This window comes from Actinokineospora auranticolor (genome assembly GCF_041897805.1).
Classification (GTDB): Bacteria; Actinomycetota; Actinomycetes; order Mycobacteriales; family Pseudonocardiaceae; genus Actinokineospora; species Actinokineospora auranticolor.
Window position 1 is genome coordinate 6,405,058 of the sequence record NZ_CP154825.1, and the last position, 15,091, is coordinate 6,420,148.

Below are 15,091 nucleotides of genomic sequence, written 5' to 3' on the forward strand. Positions count from 1 at the left end.
CGAACGGGTGAGTGGGAAACCCCGGGGGCGCGGGTTCGGCGACCGCGCCCCCAGGGCTGGCCCCCGGGGAGTGCGCCCCGGGGGTTACCAACGGACTAGCTGCGCGGCTTCTCGCGCATCTCGTAGGTCTCGATCACGTCGTCGACCTGGAGATCGCTGTAGGAGCCGAGCGTCAGACCGCACTCGAAGCCCTCCCGGACCTCGACCGCGTCGTCCTTGAACCGGCGCAGCGAGCTGATCGGCAGGCCCTCCTGGATGACGACGCCGTTGCGGATGAGGCGCGCCTTGGAGTTCCGCCGGATCTCGCCGGAGAGCACCATGCAACCGGCGATCGTGCCGACCTTGGAGGACTTGAAGACGTCGCGGATCTCGGCGCGGCCGAGCTCGACCTCCTCGTAGATCGGCTTGAGCATGCCCTTGAGGGCCGACTCGATCTCCTCGATGGCCTGGTAGATCACCGAGTAGTAGCGGACATCGATGCCCTCGCGGTTGGCCAGCTCGGTGGCCTTGCCCTCCGCCCGGACGTTGAAGCCGATCACGATGATGTTGTCCGCGATGGCCAGGTTGATGTCGCCCTCGGTGATCGAGCCGACGCCGCGGTGGATGACCCGCAGCTCGACCTCGTCGCCGACGTCGATCTTCGTGAGCGCGTCCTCGAGTGCCTCGACGGTACCCGAGTTGTCGCCCTTGATGATCAGGTTGAGCTGGCTGGTCTCCTTCAGCGCGGCGTCCAGGTCTTCCAGGCTGATGCGCTTGCGCTTCTGCGCGTTCTGCGCGGCCCGGGTCCGGGCGGAGCGCCGCTCGGCGATCTGGCGCGCCGTGCGGTCCTCCTCCACGACCAGGAACGTGTCGCCCGCGCCGGGCACCGACGTGAAGCCGATGACCTGGACCGGGCGCGACGGGGTCGCCTCGGTGATGTCCTCGTTGAACTCGTCGACCATGCGGCGGACGCGGCCGTAGGCGTCGCCCGCCACGATCGAGTCGCCGACCCGCAGGGTGCCGCGCTGCACGAGGACCGTGGCCACCGGACCTCGACCGCGGTCGAGGTGCGCCTCGATCGCCACGCCCTGGGCCTCCATGTCGGGGTTGGCCCGCAGGTCCAGCGCCGCGTCCGCGGTCAGCAGGATGGCCTCGAGCAGCCCGTCGATGTTGGTGCCCTGGCGCGCGGAGATGTCGACGAACATGGTGTCGCCGCCGTACTCCTCGGCCACCAGCCCGTACTCGGTGAGCTGCTGGCGGACCTTCTGCGGGTTCGCGCCTTCCTTGTCGATCTTGTTCACCGCGACCACGACCGGCACGTTCGCGGCCTGCGCGTGGTTGATCGCCTCCACCGTCTGCGGCATGACGCCGTCGTCGGCGGCCACGACGATCACCGCGATGTCGGTGGCCTGCGCACCGCGGGCACGCATGGCGGTGAACGCCTCGTGACCCGGGGTGTCGATGAAGGTGATCAGCCGCTCGTTGCCGTCCAGCGACGTGGCGACCTGGTAGGCGCCGATGTGCTGGGTGATGCCACCGGCCTCGCCCTCGTGCACCGTCGTCTTGCGGATGGTGTCGAGCAGGCGGGTCTTACCGTGGTCGACGTGACCCATGACGGTGACCACCGGCGGGCGGGCCCGCAGGTCGTCCTCGTCACCGGCGTCCTCGCCGTAGCTGATCTTGAACGAGTCGAGCAGCTCGCGGTCCTCCTCCTCGGGGGACACGACCTGCACGGTGTAGTTCATCTCGGAGCCGAGCAGCTCCAGCACCTCGTCGGAGACCGACTGGGTGGCCGTGACCATCTCGCCGAGGTGGAACAGCACCTGCACCAGCGAGGCCGGGTTGGCGTTGATCTTGTCGGCGAAGTCGGTCAGCGAGGCGCCGCGGGCGAGCCGGATGACCTCGCCGCTGCCCTTGGGCAGGCGGACGCCACCGACGCTGGGCGCCTGCATGTTGTCCATGTACTCCTGGCGCTTCTGCCGCTTCGACTTGCGACCGCGCCGGGAAGGACCGCCGGGGCGCCCGAAGGCACCGGCCGCGCCACCGCGACCACCGGCACCGGGACGGCCACCGCCGCCACCGCCACCACCGGGGCGGAAACCACCGCCACCGCCGGCGGGAGCACCGCCACCGCCACCGGGGCGGAAGCCGCCACCGCCACCGCCACCACCGGGACCGCCGCGGAAGCCACCGCCACCGCCGCCGCCACCGGGACCGCCGCGGAAGCCACCGCCACCGCCACCGGGACCGCCGCGCGCGCCGCCGCCGGGGCCGCCACGGGCACCGCCGGGACCGCCACCGGGGCCACCACGACCGCCACCGGCGGGACGGGCGGGCCGGGGCGGCATCATGCCGGGGTTCGGCCGGGGGGGCATGTTGCCCGGGTTCGGGCCGGACGGACGAGGTCCGCCGGGCGCGCGGTCGCCGCGCGGGGCACCGGAGGGCCGGTCGCCACCGGGCCGCGGCGGGCGGTCGCCCGAGGGCGCGCCGCCACCGGACGGGCCGCCCTGGCCACCGGGGCGGGGACCGCCACCGGGACGCGGGGACGGCGCGCCGCCACCGACGCCGAACGGGTTGTTGCCGGGCCGCGGGGCACGCGGGCCGGGCTTGGGCGACTGGGTCCGCGGGGGAACCGTGCCGCCCTGGTTGCCGCCGCCCTTGCGCTCGCCACCGGGCTCCTGCTGCGCGGGCCGCTCCGGACGGGGCGGGCGCGGCGCGGACTGGGCCGGGCTCGGCGCGCTGCTCGCGGCCGCGGGGGCCTGCTGCTCACGCGCGGGCACGGGCTTCTCGACCGGCGCGGACGCGGGCTTGGGCCGCGGCGGGCCGGGCAGGAAGCCGGGCTTGGGGGGTGCGGTCTGCGCGGGCGCCGACGTCTGCGCGGGCGGGGTCACCGGCGGGGCCGCCGGGGCGCTCGCGGCGGCCGCCGGGGCCTGCTGCAGGGGCTTGGGCTGCTCGCGGACCGGCTCCGGGCGCTGGGCCGGGGGCCGGGGGCCGGGCGTCGGCTTGGGGCCGGGCCGGGGTCCGGGCTTGGACTCGCCCTTGCCGGGGTACGCATCCCGCAACCTGCGGGCTACCGGCGCCTCCACGGTGGAAGACGCGGACTTGACGAACTCACCCATGTCCTTCAACTTGGCGAGAACGTCCTTGCTGGTGACTCCGAGCTCCTTAGCCAGCTCGTGCACGCGGGCCTTGCCTGCCACTGCTCTCCTCGTCTGAATGAGGCCGGCGGGCAAGTTCCCGTCGACCTCGTCCTATCGTCGCGCGTTCATGTCTTCAGCTTCACGGCTGACTCATGACGGGTCGACCTGCTTCCTGTCCTTCTCCACGGCACGGGAAGATCCCGTTCCGACATCGCCTGCGGCGCGCTCTACCAGCGACCGCAGACCCTCCACGCAGACCGGTCCCTGGACCTTGAAGGCCCTGGGGAACGCCCGGCGCTTCTCGGCTTTCGCCAGACAACCCGGATCGGGGTGCAACCACGCGCCCCGACCCGGCATCCGACGCCGCGGATCGGGGATCGCGTCCCCGTCCACGAGCACCACACGCAGCAATTCCGCGTCCGCCGCCCGGGTCCGGCAACCGACGCACGTCCGCACGGGGCCGGACCCTGTCGGGCCGCCACCGGGGCGAGCGGAAACCGGTTCCAGATGACGAACCATGGGAAGTCTATCTTGTCCGGCTCACTCGGCCGAACCGGATACCGGAGCGGCCTGCGCGCCGGCCGCCGCGTCCGACCGGATATCGATCCGCCAGCCGGTCAACCGGGCCGCCAACCGGGCGTTTTGCCCCTCTTTTCCGATCGCCAGCGAGAGCTGGAAGTCGGGGACGACCACCCGGGCGGTCTTGGCGCGCTCGTCCACGACCGTGACCGAAACCACCTTCGCGGGCGACAGGGCGTTGCCGACGAAGGTCGCGGGGTCCTCGGAGTGGTCGATGATGTCGATCTTCTCCCCGGCCAGCTCGCTCATCACGTTGCGCACCCGGGCACCCATCGGGCCGATGCACGCGCCCTTGGCGTTGACCCCCTGGACGGTCGACCGGACGGCGATCTTGGAGCGGTGCCCCGCCTCGCGCGCCACGGCCGGGATCTCCACGGTGCCGTCGTTGATCTCGGGCACCTCCAGGGCGAACAGCCTGCGCACCAGGTTGGGGTGGGTGCGCGACAGCGTGATCTGCGGGCCGCGGGTGCCCCGGGTGACGCCGACGACGTAGCACTTGATGCGGGTGCCGTGCTCGTAGGACTCCCCCGGCACCTGCTCGACCGCGGGCAGCACGCCCTCCGTGTCGCCGACCTGCACGACCACCATGCCGCGCGAGTTGGCGCGGGTGTCGCGCTGGACGACGCCCGCGACGATCTCACCCTCCTTGGCGGCGAACTCGCCGAAGGTGCGCTCGTGCTCGGCGTCGCGCAGGCGCTGCAGGATGACCTGGCGGGCGGTGGTGGCGGCGATGCGCCCGAAGCCCTCCGGGGTGTCGTCCCACTCCTCGTCGACCTCGCCGTCCTGGCCGGTGGTGATGGCCAGCACGCGGACCACGCCGGTGCGCCGGTCGATGTCGATGCGCGCGTGCGGCTGGTGCCCCTCGGTGTGCTTGTAGGCGGTGAGCAGGGCGGTCTCGATCGCCTCGATCACCGTTTCGAACGGGATGTCCTTGTCGCGCTCGATCGCCCGCAGCGCGGCGATGTCCACGTTCATCGAGCGTCCTCCTCCGTGCCGGACGCCCGACCTTCGAGCATCGCCATCTCCGCCACCGGCGGTTGCTTGAACTCCACTTCGACCACGGCGTGCGCGACCGTGCCGTACTCGACGCGGCGCAGCGCGCCGTCGACGAGCATCTCGACGCCACCATCGGGGGTCTCGTCCGCCGCGCCGACACGGCCGGTGAACTCCGCACCCCCGACCGGGCGAACCTTGACCAGGCGCAGCCGGTTGCGGCGCCAGTGCCGGGGGCGGGTCAGCGGGCGGTCGACCCCGGGGGAGGTGACCTCCAGGGTGTACGGGCCGCCGAGGACGGCGTCGTGCTCGTCGAGCACCGCCGAGACGGCCCGGCTGACCACGGCGACCTCGTCGAGGCCGACCCCGTCGTCGCCGTCGACGACCACGCGCACGAGGCGCCTGCGCCCGGCCTGGGCGATGTCGAGCTGCTCGAGTTCGAAGCCGGTGTCGGCGATCGCCCCCGCCACCACCGGCTCCAGCGCGGCCGTGACGCGGTCACCTGCCGCCGGGTTGTCCGGCTCTCCCTGGTTGGCCACCCTGGCCGCTCCCTGTTCTGCTCGACGCCGCGGTTGTCTGCCGGTCGGGCGGTGCGCACCGCCTGCCGTGGTCACCTAGCGTATCTCGCCCGCCGAAGGGCAGCCGCCGCAGGCGATCATCCGAAGCTCCGGTGGGCCGAACGCGGGGCCTGGCAGGATGACGGACTGTGAGCACAACTCCCCCGACCCCGGTTTCGGTGAGCAGGCGAGTGCTGTTGCTGTCCACTCTGGCCACCGGTCTCGTGGCGTGCACCCCGACACCGGCGTCCCCTCCTCCTCCGGACCCGCTGGCGGCGTTGGCGGCCCGTGCGCGGGCGGACGCCGCGCTGGCGTCCGCGATCGCTTCCGCCACCCCGGCGTTGGCGGGGGTGGCGGAGGAGGTCGCGAAGGTGCGCGGGGAACACGCGGCGGTGTTGCAGAAGGAGGTGGACCGGGAGCGACCACCGAAGCCGTCGTCCTCGGCCGCCCCTACTACTACGGCCGCGCCCACGGTCCCCTCGAACCCCAAGGCCGCCTTGGCAGAGGGCTTGAAGGGCGCGTCGGACGAGGCGTCGGAGGTGGCGGTGGCGGTGCCGCGCCACCGGGCCGGGATGGTGGGGTCGGTGGCTGCGGGGTGCGTGAGTCTGTTGGAGGTCTTGGCATGACACAGCCGTCGTCCGCGGTACCACCGTCCCGCGCGCCCTTGCCGGAGGACACCCTCGCGGCGGTGCAGGCGGCCTTGGGCGCCGAGCACGCGGCGGTGTGGGTGTACGGCCTGGTGAGCGCCTTTCTGCCCGCCACGTTCGACAAGGCGATCGCCGAAGGCGCCACCGCCCACCGCGCGTGCCGGGACACCACCGGGCGCCTGCTGGGGGCGGCGGGCGCGACCCCGGAACCGGCCGAGCCCGCCTACCTGCCCCCCAAACCGGTCACCGACCAGGCATCGGCCTTGGAGCTGGTGGTCAACGCCGAGACCGACACCACGACCGCCTGGCGGGCCGCCATGGAACGCACCGACGCCCCCGACGTCCGCCGCATCGCCCTGGACGCCCTCAAGTCCTCGGCCGCCCGCTCCACCCGCTGGCGCAAGACGGCAGGCCTGACCCCTTTGACCCCACCCCTACCAGGCCAGCCCTAGCGGCATTTCTTTTCAATCCCCACCGAGCCCCAGCACGGAGCCGCCTGGGTCGCTCGGCTCACCCGACCTCAGCGACGGGCCGCGGTCCGGCCACCGACTCGCTCAGGCGGACGACGGTGAGTTCGACCTGGGACTGGCCTTCCTCCCAGTGGGCGATCGGCGCGCAGCCCTCGTCCACCAGGAACTTGCCGCCCGCCCACTCGTCCCCCAGGAAGATCATCCCCTCGTCCCCCTCCGTGCAGAAGAACCCCAGGTGAGCCCGCAGACCCTCGTGCTCCACCGCCTCGAGTTGCTCAGCCATCTCCTCCTCCGGCTCCGCGTCCACGTCGAGCAGGCTCTCCGGCCCGTCGCCGATTGCCAGTGCCACGCGCATCGCGTCGAAGAGGGTGCCGTCGGTGGTGAGGCGGGTGTAGGTGACGTACCAGTGGTCCGCCCAGGCCGGGTCCGTGAGGTCGATGCCGTGCCGGTCGACCAGGACCGCCAGGTCCGCGCCCCGCAGCAGGCTGTCCTGGAACGCGACCTCGGCCAGGTCGGCGAGGAACGCCGGGTGCGCGGCGGGGTCGACGCCGTGGATCTCGTAGATCGACCGCGCCGCGTCGAAGGTGGACGGGGTGTCGCTGTCGTCGAACAGGGGGACGTCCCAGACGACCGGTTCCGCGCCGCTGAGCGCGGATGGCCGGATCCAGGCCGGGTCGCGGTCGAAGCCGACCTCGTGGATGAGGTTGCCCTCCAGGTACACCGCGTAGTCGGCGTCGGGTGCGTGGTCCGACAGGGGGCCGCCGAGGAACACCTCGAACGCCTCGGTCAACTGCCGCCGCCAGTCCTGCGGCGTGGGGTTCGCGCTGGTCACGCGCGAACCCTACGCCAGTTGATCAGCCGGCCGGACACAGGCAGAACGGCTGCCCCTCGGGGTCCAGCAGCACCGTCCACCGGTCCCCGCCCGGCTGGAACTCGGGCCGCGAGGCCCCCAGCGCCACGTACTCGTCGGCCGCCGCGGCCACGTCCGGCACCGACAGGTCGAAGTGGTACCGCTTGCTCGACGACGCATCCGGCCACGCGGCAGGCACATAGCCCTCCACCTGCCCGAACCCGACGGAAACCGACCCGTTCCCGATCATCGAGTAGGCCGGTTCACTGTGGCTCACCGCCCAGCCGAGCACCCGCGCGTAGAAGGCCGCCTGCGCCTGGGGGTCGCGGCAGTCGAGGTTGAACATGATCAGGTCGGCGGTCATCGGAAACTCCCTCTCAAGTAGACCGAGGACCACTGTGCCCGGCATACCCGACACCTTCTGTCTGGTATGACTCCCGTCGTGCGCGCGGCCCGGATGATCAGCCTCCTGCTGCGCCTGCAGGTGCGCGGCCAGCTCACCGCGGGCGAGCTGGCGCGGTGGCTCGAGGTCGACGAGCGCACCGTCCAGCGCGACGTCCGGGCGCTGGTCGCCGCCGGGGTCCCCGTCCGGTCCGTGCGCGGCCCGGCGGGCGGCTACCGGCTCGACGGCGGCTACCGCACCCGGCTCAACGGCGTCGGCCCGGACGAGGCCGCCGCGCTGATGTTCCTCGGCCTCCAAGGCCCCGCCGCCCAGCTCGGGCTCGACCTCGACGGCGCGCAGACCAAGGTCCTCGCCTCGCTCACGGGCGAAGCGCGCGAGCAGGCCCGGCGCAGCGCCGACCGGTTCCACCTCGACCCCGTGCGGTGGTACGGCCGCGCCGAACCGACCCCGTGCCTGGCCGCGCTGGCGGAGGCCGTCTGGCGGGACCGGCGCGTGCGGCTGGGGTACGTCAGGTCGGGCGTACTCGGTCACCGGGTCGTGGATCCGCTGGGCCTCGCCCTGGCCGCGGGCGACTGGTACCTGGTGGCGCTAAGAGAAGGCGAGCGGCGCACTTACCGCGTCTCCCGGGTCAAAACCGTCGAGCAGCTCGATGAGCCGGTGCGGCGCCCCAAGGGTTTCGTGCTGGCCGACGCGTGGGCGCGCGCCCGCGACGAGATGGAGAACCTGCACGAGTGCGTCGAGGTGACCGTTCGGGTGTCCGTGGCGACGCTGCCCCGGCTGCGCAGGCTCGTCGCCGTGCACGGGCAGGATCGCGTAGATCTCACCACCACCGGTGACGAGGTCGTAGTGACCGTGCCGTTCGAGGGTGAGAGCTGGGCGTGTTCGGCGTTGCTGGGCCTCGGCGCGGCGGTCGAGGTGCTAGCGCCGCCGACGCTGCGCGCGCGGATGGCCGCCGAGAGCGGCGGCGCGGCCGCGCGCTACCTCACGTCCCCGAGGTGATCGTCTTGCCCAACCGGGTGGCGTCGAGGCTGATCTTGGCCAGGCGCTTGCCCTCGGCCTCGGTGCGCTTGCCCCCCGGCGCCCAGTCCGATTCGACGATCACGACGTCCCGGCCGTCCTGGATGGAGTCGTAGCCGCCGTTGGCGAGGGTGTTGAGGCCCTCGACCTTGACGAGCTTGGCCTTGACCACGTCGTCGACGTTGCCGGTGTTGTTGCCGTCGGTGAGGTCGCGCAGCTTCTGCGCGTCGGTCTCGTTGGCCATCCGGACGACCGCGACCGAGGTGTAGATCTTGTGCCCGCCGTCCTCGGTGGTGAACAGGGCCCTGGTCATGCTCTCGCAGCGGGTGTCGGTCAGGAGCGTGCGCACCTTGCTGTTGTTGTACGAGTTCTTGACGCAGTCGGTGTCGCGGACCGGGTTGGGCAGGTCCGGGTGCTTGGTGAAGGCGAATTGGCCGTCCGGCACCTGGGTGTCGCTGACGGGTGGTGGGTTCTGCGCCGTCGTGGTGTCGTCGGAGGAGGAGACGTACCAGAAGACGAGCCCGGACACGACGGCGATCGCGACCAAGCCCGCGATGCGCAGCGCCCAGGTCAGGGCCGGGTTGCCCGCGGGCCGCGGGGTCTCCTCCTGGAACTGGAACGGCTCGTCGGGGCGCCTGCCGCCCTGGACACGGGGGATCCACTCGGTCTCACCCGCGCGGTTGTACTGCTCGGGTGGCCAAGGCGGTCCGGGGCGCTGAGGATCCGACACGAACGCCGAGAGTAGTTGGTGTCGCCCGTCGGTGTCATTCGACCCGGTGCGTAGCGAGCGCGGCGGTCACCGCGTCGACGTCCTCGGCGGTGTTGTACAGGTGAAAGGCGAGCCTGATCCGCCCCGCGCGGACCGCGCACCGGATACCCGCGGCCTTCAGGTGCTCTCCTGCGCCGGGGGCGTTGAGGGAGACGATGGCGGTATCGCGCGGCGGTAGGCCGAGTCTGGCCAAGAGGTCGTTGGCCAGGCCCACGTTGTGCTCTTGGACGGCTCGGCGGTCCAGCTTCACCAGCCACGGGAGCGTCGCTGCGGCGCCTGTGACGGAGAACCAGACCGGTGAGGTGTCGAAGGCGCGTGCGTTGTCCGCGAGTCGGAGGGGGAGACCGTAGATGGAGGTCCAAGGGTCCTGTCCGGCGAACCAGTTGGCGTTGTGCGGCCGGATCCAGTCGGGAGCGTCGGGGCTGATCGCCAGCCACGCGACGCCTCGGGGGCTCATCAGCCACTTGTAGGAGCCGCCGACCACCCATTCGGCCCAGGAGACGTCGACCGCGAGCCAGCCGAGGGCCTGGGTGACGTCGAGGAGCACCGGGGTGCCTGCGGCCCGTAGTCCGTCGAGGTCGGCGATAGCGCCGTCCGCGGATTGGACGGCGCTGACCGTGACGAGGTCGAACTCGGGGGCGCGGTCGGTCAGGTCGTCGGCGTCGACCTCGGTGACGGTCACACCGCGGTAAGCCTGGGCGGCGAAAGGGAACGTGGCGCTGGTGAACTCGCCGCGCACGGTGACGACTCGTGTGCCGTCCGGTACGCCCGCCGCGATAAGGGCGATCATCTCCGCCACGGTCGCGCCCATGGCCACCCGCTCGGGGTTGACGCCTACCAACGCCGCCCACGACTCACGCGCGGTGGCGACCATGGGGTCGAAGTCGGGCGCGTTGTCCTGTCCGCGCCGCCACCGCCCGATCACGTCTGTCATGGCTTCGGCGGCGAAGACCGGCGGTACGCCGATGCTGGCGGTGTTGAGGTACCCGGCGGGGACGTCGAACTGCTCTCCGAAGGCGGTGCGCACACCACCGACCCTACGGTAAGCGCGTGCACAGCGAAGAGATCCAGATCCGCACCGGCGACCGCGAGACCGTCCACGACCTGACCGACCGCTGCGCGGCCTTCCTCGCGGCGGCGGGCGCGGAGGACGGTCTGCTGCACGTGTGGGTACCGCACGCCACCGCGGGCGTCGCCGTCATCGAGACCGGGGCGGGCAGCGACGACGACCTGCTGGCGGCGCTGAAGGACCTGCTCCCCGCCGACGGGCGGTGGCGCCACCGCCACGGCACCCCGGGCCACGGCCGCGACCACGTGCTGCCCGCGATCGTGCCGCCGCACGCCACCATCCCGGTCCTGAGTGGACGGATGGCGCTGGGGACCTGGCAGTCCGTGTGCCTGGTCGACACCAACGTCGACAACCCGGTCCGCCAGGTCCGCCTCAGCTACCTGCGCGGCTGAGCCGCGCTTTCAGTGCGCGGCGACGAGGTCCGCCGCGGGCGTCGTGGCCGGGTCCCCGGCACGGCTCGGGAACAGCGCGACAGCGAGACCGACGACCGCGAGGCAGGCCAGGACCGTGACGCCGAGCAGCACGTCGGGAGCCGACGAGGCGCCCTGGAGCAGGCTGCGCAGGCCTTCGGCGGCGAAGCGGAAGGGCGTCCAGGACCACAGCAGCGCGCGGTAGACCGGGTTCAGCATCTCGGGGACCTGCCCGGCCACCGCGGGCGCGATCAGGTACAGCGGTCCCAGGATGGCCATCGCGCGGATGCCGAGCAGGCGGAGCAGGGCGGCTTGGAGGGAGCTGAAGGCGACGGCGGTCAAGAGGAGGTAGCCGAGCACCTTGCCGTCCACCGGCAATCCCCCGTCCCACAACAACAACAGGCCGGTCACGGCACCCGCGCCCACAACGCTTACACCGGCCACCAAGCCCAACCGGTGAGTCCACTGGGGTCGCAGACCAAGACGACCGCCGACGACGACAAGACCCGCGCCGGCCACGAGTCCGCCTACCCACAACAACGCTGTCGCGGCCAAAGGCGCCGTCCGGCCTGCCGTAGTGGCCGGGTTGAGCATCTCCGTACGCACGGGACTCCCGAGCGCGGAGGCCGCACCCGTCAGGACCTGTTGCGCCATCTGCGTCCCATGGGGGTTGACCGCGCCGGACAGGACGACGGTGGTCCCGTTGGGGGTCAGTTCCAGGACGCCGTAGACGTCCTTGTCCGCCAAAGCCCGACGACCTTCCTCCGGCGAGGTCAGCCGCCAACTGATCGCGTCACCGCCGTGGGCGGCGAGGCGGTCCGCGGCCTGCCGCATCGGCGGTGGCGCGGACACGGCGAGGGGCACGCCGTCGGGCTGAGCGCTCGCCTGAGCGCCGAAAGTGAGGAATCCGAGCACGGTGGCGACTACCGCGCCCGCGACCGCCAGGAGGGCGATCAGGGCGGCGGGACGGCGGGGGGACATCACCGACCTCCTTGTTCATCAGGTGTTGAATTACTGTCGGAAGGGTACGGGTGCGCCCGAACTCAAGTCAACGCACGTTGAATTAGAGCTGGATCACGCGCGCGGAGCGGATCGGACTAGGTTCGACGCGTGGGTATCCAGCGCGTCACCGTCGCCGCGATCTCGCTCGCGGCCGTCGGGGGTCTGCTGGCCACCGTGTCCCTGCTCGGCGGGGACGACGATCACGGCAGGCCGAACGCGGTGGAGGTCGCGCCGACCCAGACCCGCGCCGCCTCGCCCCGGTCCGCGGCGGTGCCCGGCTGGCAGGTCGTCGAGGACGGCGGGTCCGGTGTGCGCTACGAGGTGCCGCCGGACTGGGCGCTGGCCCCCGAGGCCGAGACGCTGGAGTCCTCCAGCGGGACCGTGCTGGGGCACCTGACCGACTTCGGCACGTACCTGTGCCAGGGCGCGGAGTACGGCCGCGCGTTCAGCGGCTCCGGTCGGGTGGATGGCGACCCGGCCGACGCGGCCGCCGAGCTGGCCGCGGCGATCGCGGCCGACCAGTACAGCGACGGCAGCCAGACCGCCAAGGTCACGTTGTCCCATCCGACCCCGCTGGTGCGCGACGGCGCGCGCGGAACACTCGTGCACGCGGAGGCCGAGGTGGTTGCCGACGATGTGGCCGACCGCTGCGCGAGCACGCGCGGTGTGGTGTCCGTAATCGCACTCGCCACGGCTGAGGGAACGTCGGTGGTGGTGTTCGGCGCGGATACCGACGACCGGGGCGAAGACGTGCCATTGGCGTCATCGGACGATCTAAGGGCGATAGCCGACAGCGTACGGTCCAACGACTGACGGACTCGTGGGATCGGCGGTACTGTCCGGGCTCGTGACCTATCCCGGCAGCGACTACCAGGGTTTCGGCTTCTACGAGCCCCCGCAACCCAAGCGCGACCGCCGCCGGTTGATTGTCGTCATCGCGGCTGTGGCGCTCGTAGTGGCGTTGGGTGCCGTGGTCACCGTCGTGCTGCTCAACCAGGAAACCTCGGGTACGCCGGTCGTCCAATCCGACCCGGTGGCCCCGAGCAGTACCACTACGACCTCCCGGCCGAAGGTCGAGGACGGGCAGACCATGGCGAACCCCGACGCGAAGCTGACCTACGACGTCCCGAAGTCCTGGGCGCTGTCGAACAGCACCGCCTCCTTCGCGCTGACCAGCCTGCCCGAGGTGAAAATCGACCACCTGGCCATCCGCGCGCCCTACCAGTGCGGCGGCAAGGACTACACGCGCGGTGTGGTCGGTAGTGGCACCGTGAGCGGCGGTGAGATCAACCAGCGCGTGACGGACCTGGCGAAGGCGTTCGGCAAGGAGCTGTACGACGGTGGTACCGGCACGGACGTGGTCGTAGGCACCCCGCAGGCGATTACCCGCAAGGGCGACAAGGGCGAAGAGGCGAAAGGTGTGGCTGTCCGCGCCACGGTGACCACCAAGGGCGAACAGTGCCTCGCGACCAAGGGTGACCTCTGGATCGTGCTGTTGGACTACGCGGGCGGTATGCGCATGCTGGTCGTCAACGGCGACCTCGTGGGCGGCCCGGACACACCCGCGCCGGTGCCGGCCGACGAGCTGGCGGCCATCGCCGAGAGCGCGCGGCCGACCGGCTGATCCGCTCGTGCCACCATGGCCTGGTGACTCGCGACCCGAGACCCAGCACCCTCGTCCTCTGGGACGTCGACCAGACGCTCGTCGACTACAGCGGAACCGGACACCAGTGGTACGGCCAGGCGTTGACCGCGGTCTGCGGTGTGGAGATCGCGCACGTGCCGTCCTTCCCCGGACGCACCGAGCGGTCCATCACGCTGGAGCTGCTGGAGGCGCACGGCGTCGACTGGACCGAGGACCACGTCCGGCGGATGTACGCCGAGCTGGTCGCCATCGCCAACGCCGCCCGCGCCGACCTGGCCGCGCTCGGCAGCGCTCTCCCCGGCTCGATCGAGGTACTGCGGGGGCTGGCCGAGCGATCGGACGTGGTGCAGTCGCTGGTCACGGGCAACCTGCTGGAGCTGGCGGAGTGCAAGCTGGCGCCGTTCGGGCTCGGCCGGTACGTCGACTTCGCGATCGGCGGGTACGGCTCGGTGTCGGCCGACCGCCACGAACTGGTCTCGGCGGCCGTCGAGGCCGCGGAGACCAAGCACGACACGCGTTTCACGCGCGTAGTGGTCATCGGCGACACACCGCACGACGTGGCCGCCGCGCACCACTACGGCGCGGTGGCGGCGGGGGTCGCAACCGGCCGGTACACGGTCGAGGACCTGACGGCGTGCGGGGCGGACCTGGTGTTCACGGATCTGTCAGACACCGACGCGGTGCTGACCGCGCTTACCGGGCGGGTGGAGGACCAACTACCGTCTGGCGCATGAGTGGCGCGTATCAGGGGTTCGGCACGTTCTCGGCACCACCACCGCGCCGCAAGACTCCGTTGGTGGTGGGGCTGGTCCTGCTGCTCGTAGTGGTGGCGGGTGCCGTCATCACCGGGTCGTTGCTCGAACACACGGAGCCGGGTACTCCGGTCGCGCAGGACGGCATCTGGATGACGTCGACCACCGGTACCACGACGTCGCGCCGTAGGACGACCACCACTACTACGACCGCCGGAGGGTCCTCCGCGCCCGTGGCGCCAGACTGGCAGACCGTGCGGTCAAGCCGGGAGAAGGCGGCCTACGACGTCCCGAAGGACTGGGAGGTCGGCGCACCGGACCTGGTCGTCGGCTTCGAGGACAACGAGAAGAACCCGGTCGTCCTCATGCACGACGTGACGACGTACCTGCCGGAAGCCTGCCCCAACGCCGCCGGTTCCTACCGCGGCCACACAGGTTTCGTCTCCGCCGGAGACCTCGACCTGAGCGAGGCCAGCCGGATCGGCACCCGCGCCTTCGCCGACGCCGCGGCCCTGAACGCGGACAACACCCGGTCGCCGGTCTCGTACACGGACCCGAAGCCCGCCAAGGTCGACTCGGGCCGGGTGGACGCCTACGTGGCCACCGCGACCCTGACGGTCGACCACCCCGGCCCGTGCCCCTCCCCCACGGTGCTGTTCACCGGGGTGGCCTTCAAGAGCGGCACCAAGACCGTGCTGTTCATGATGTACCAGGACCAAGGCGTCTCGGATTCGCTACCGGCCGACATCGCCGACAAGGTCATCTCCAGCCTCCGCCCGGCGTAACGGGTCGGCCCGCCGACGAGGCGG

General features: G+C 71.9%; 17 protein-coding genes. 8 read left to right on the forward strand and 9 right to left on the reverse strand.

Translation table 11 applies throughout. The annotated features are described in order from the left end of the window. Positions 1–95: 95 nt before the first annotated feature. The 4 genes from infB to rimP form a co-directional block, all read right to left on the reverse strand. A complete protein-coding gene (gene infB, locus V5P93_RS27880) occupies positions 96–3,179 on the reverse strand; it encodes a translation initiation factor IF-2 (protein WP_104479546.1) in 3,084 nt (1,027 codons plus the stop codon). Positions 3,180–3,269: 90 nt separating this feature from the next. After that, positions 3,270–3,638 carry a YlxR family protein gene (locus tag V5P93_RS27885; protein WP_104479545.1) on the reverse strand — a complete coding sequence of 123 codons (369 nt, stop codon included), beginning with the start codon at positions 3,636–3,638 and terminating at the stop codon, positions 3,270–3,272. Between the two features lie 21 nt (positions 3,639–3,659). Further along, positions 3,660–4,673, reverse strand: coding sequence for a transcription termination factor NusA (gene nusA, locus V5P93_RS27890; protein WP_104479544.1), 1,014 nt, complete (start codon positions 4,671–4,673; stop codon positions 3,660–3,662). Beyond that, positions 4,670–5,230 (reverse strand): ribosome maturation factor RimP, encoded by a 561-nt coding sequence (gene rimP / locus V5P93_RS27895; protein WP_104479543.1) that lies wholly within the window; start codon positions 5,228–5,230, stop codon positions 4,670–4,672. Before rimP ends, nusA begins: the two co-directional genes overlap by 4 nt. Before the next feature lie 167 nt (positions 5,231–5,397). Here rimP and V5P93_RS27900 point away from each other — a divergent pair, with 167 nt between their 5' ends. After that, entirely contained in the window at positions 5,398–5,874 is a 477-nt protein-coding gene (locus tag V5P93_RS27900) for a hypothetical protein (protein ID WP_104479542.1), read from the forward strand. Then, positions 5,871–6,347 (forward strand): ferritin-like domain-containing protein, encoded by a 477-nt coding sequence (locus V5P93_RS27905; protein WP_104479541.1) that lies wholly within the window; start codon positions 5,871–5,873, stop codon positions 6,345–6,347. The genes V5P93_RS27900 and V5P93_RS27905 overlap by 4 nt, the downstream gene beginning before the upstream one ends. Before the next feature lie 58 nt (positions 6,348–6,405). Here the strand turns inward: V5P93_RS27905 and V5P93_RS27910 are convergent, their stop codons facing one another. Further along, positions 6,406–7,197 carry a hypothetical protein gene (locus tag V5P93_RS27910; protein WP_104479540.1) on the reverse strand — a complete coding sequence of 264 codons (792 nt, stop codon included), beginning with the start codon at positions 7,195–7,197 and terminating at the stop codon, positions 6,406–6,408. 22 nt (positions 7,198–7,219) lie between these two features. Further along, positions 7,220–7,579 carry a VOC family protein gene (locus tag V5P93_RS27915; RefSeq protein WP_104479539.1) on the reverse strand — a complete coding sequence of 120 codons (360 nt, stop codon included), beginning with the start codon at positions 7,577–7,579 and terminating at the stop codon, positions 7,220–7,222. A 66-nt stretch (positions 7,580–7,645) separates the two neighbouring features. On the opposite strand from V5P93_RS27915, the gene V5P93_RS27920 reads away from it, so the two are divergent. Beyond that, positions 7,646–8,617, forward strand: coding sequence for a YafY family protein (locus tag V5P93_RS27920; RefSeq protein ID WP_104479538.1), 972 nt, complete (start codon positions 7,646–7,648; stop codon positions 8,615–8,617). On the opposite strand, the gene V5P93_RS27925 is transcribed toward V5P93_RS27920, so the two are convergent. After that, on the reverse strand, positions 8,601–9,365 hold the full coding sequence (locus V5P93_RS27925) for a hypothetical protein (RefSeq protein ID WP_104479537.1): 765 nt from the start codon (positions 9,363–9,365) through the stop codon (positions 8,601–8,603). The two genes, V5P93_RS27920 and V5P93_RS27925, sit on opposite strands and share 17 nt — an antisense overlap. Before the next feature lie 34 nt (positions 9,366–9,399). Further along, positions 9,400–10,431 carry an aminotransferase class V-fold PLP-dependent enzyme gene (locus V5P93_RS27930; RefSeq protein WP_104479536.1) on the reverse strand — a complete coding sequence of 344 codons (1,032 nt, stop codon included), beginning with the start codon at positions 10,429–10,431 and terminating at the stop codon, positions 9,400–9,402. A 23-nt stretch (positions 10,432–10,454) separates the two neighbouring features. On the opposite strand from V5P93_RS27930, the gene V5P93_RS27935 reads away from it, so the two are divergent. Beyond that, positions 10,455–10,865 (forward strand): secondary thiamine-phosphate synthase enzyme YjbQ, encoded by a 411-nt coding sequence (locus V5P93_RS27935; protein ID WP_104479535.1) that lies wholly within the window; start codon positions 10,455–10,457, stop codon positions 10,863–10,865. Positions 10,866–10,874: 9 nt separating this feature from the next. Here V5P93_RS27935 and V5P93_RS27940 read toward each other — a convergent pair whose 3' ends face one another. Next, positions 10,875–11,864: a hypothetical protein gene (locus V5P93_RS27940; RefSeq protein ID WP_104479534.1), complete on the reverse strand. Its 990-nt coding sequence runs from the start codon at positions 11,862–11,864 to the stop codon at positions 10,875–10,877. A gap of 129 nt (positions 11,865–11,993) precedes the next feature. On the opposite strand from V5P93_RS27940, the gene V5P93_RS27945 reads away from it, so the two are divergent. From V5P93_RS27945 to V5P93_RS27960, 4 genes are read left to right on the forward strand one after another with little or no spacing between them, the layout of a single operon-like run. Further along, the gene (locus V5P93_RS27945) at positions 11,994–12,698 is read left to right on the forward strand and encodes a hypothetical protein (protein WP_104479533.1); all 705 of its coding nucleotides are present in this window, start codon (positions 11,994–11,996) and stop codon (positions 12,696–12,698) included. Between the two features lie 34 nt (positions 12,699–12,732). Beyond that, a complete protein-coding gene (locus tag V5P93_RS27950; protein ID WP_146108038.1) occupies positions 12,733–13,509 on the forward strand; it encodes a hypothetical protein in 777 nt (258 codons plus the stop codon). A gap of 23 nt (positions 13,510–13,532) precedes the next feature. Then, the gene (locus V5P93_RS27955; RefSeq protein WP_104479531.1) at positions 13,533–14,264 is read left to right on the forward strand and encodes a haloacid dehalogenase-like hydrolase; all 732 of its coding nucleotides are present in this window, start codon (positions 13,533–13,535) and stop codon (positions 14,262–14,264) included. Continuing rightward, entirely contained in the window at positions 14,261–15,067 is an 807-nt protein-coding gene (locus V5P93_RS27960) for a hypothetical protein (RefSeq protein ID WP_104479530.1), read from the forward strand. Before V5P93_RS27955 ends, V5P93_RS27960 begins: the two co-directional genes overlap by 4 nt. The last annotated feature ends 24 nt before the right edge of the window (positions 15,068–15,091 follow it).

Excerpts from the sequence above, each read along its gene's own strand:
- V5P93_RS27885 (WP_104479545.1), bottom strand. The coding sequence starts at position 3,638 with ATGGTTCGTCATCTGGAACCGGTTTCCGCTCGCCCCGGTGGCGGCCCG.
- nusA (WP_104479544.1), bottom strand. The coding sequence starts at position 4,673 with ATGAACGTGGACATCGCCGCGCTGCGGGCGATCGAGCGCGACAAGGAC.
- V5P93_RS27905 (WP_104479541.1), top strand. The coding sequence starts at position 5,871 with ATGACACAGCCGTCGTCCGCGGTACCACCGTCCCGCGCGCCCTTGCCG.
- V5P93_RS27920 (WP_104479538.1), top strand. The coding sequence starts at position 7,646 with ATGACTCCCGTCGTGCGCGCGGCCCGGATGATCAGCCTCCTGCTGCGC.
- V5P93_RS27940 (WP_104479534.1), bottom strand. The coding sequence starts at position 11,864 with ATGTCCCCCCGCCGTCCCGCCGCCCTGATCGCCCTCCTGGCGGTCGCG.
- V5P93_RS27915 (WP_104479539.1), bottom strand. The coding sequence starts at position 7,579 with ATGACCGCCGACCTGATCATGTTCAACCTCGACTGCCGCGACCCCCAG.
- V5P93_RS27960 (WP_104479530.1), top strand. The coding sequence starts at position 14,261 with ATGAGTGGCGCGTATCAGGGGTTCGGCACGTTCTCGGCACCACCACCG.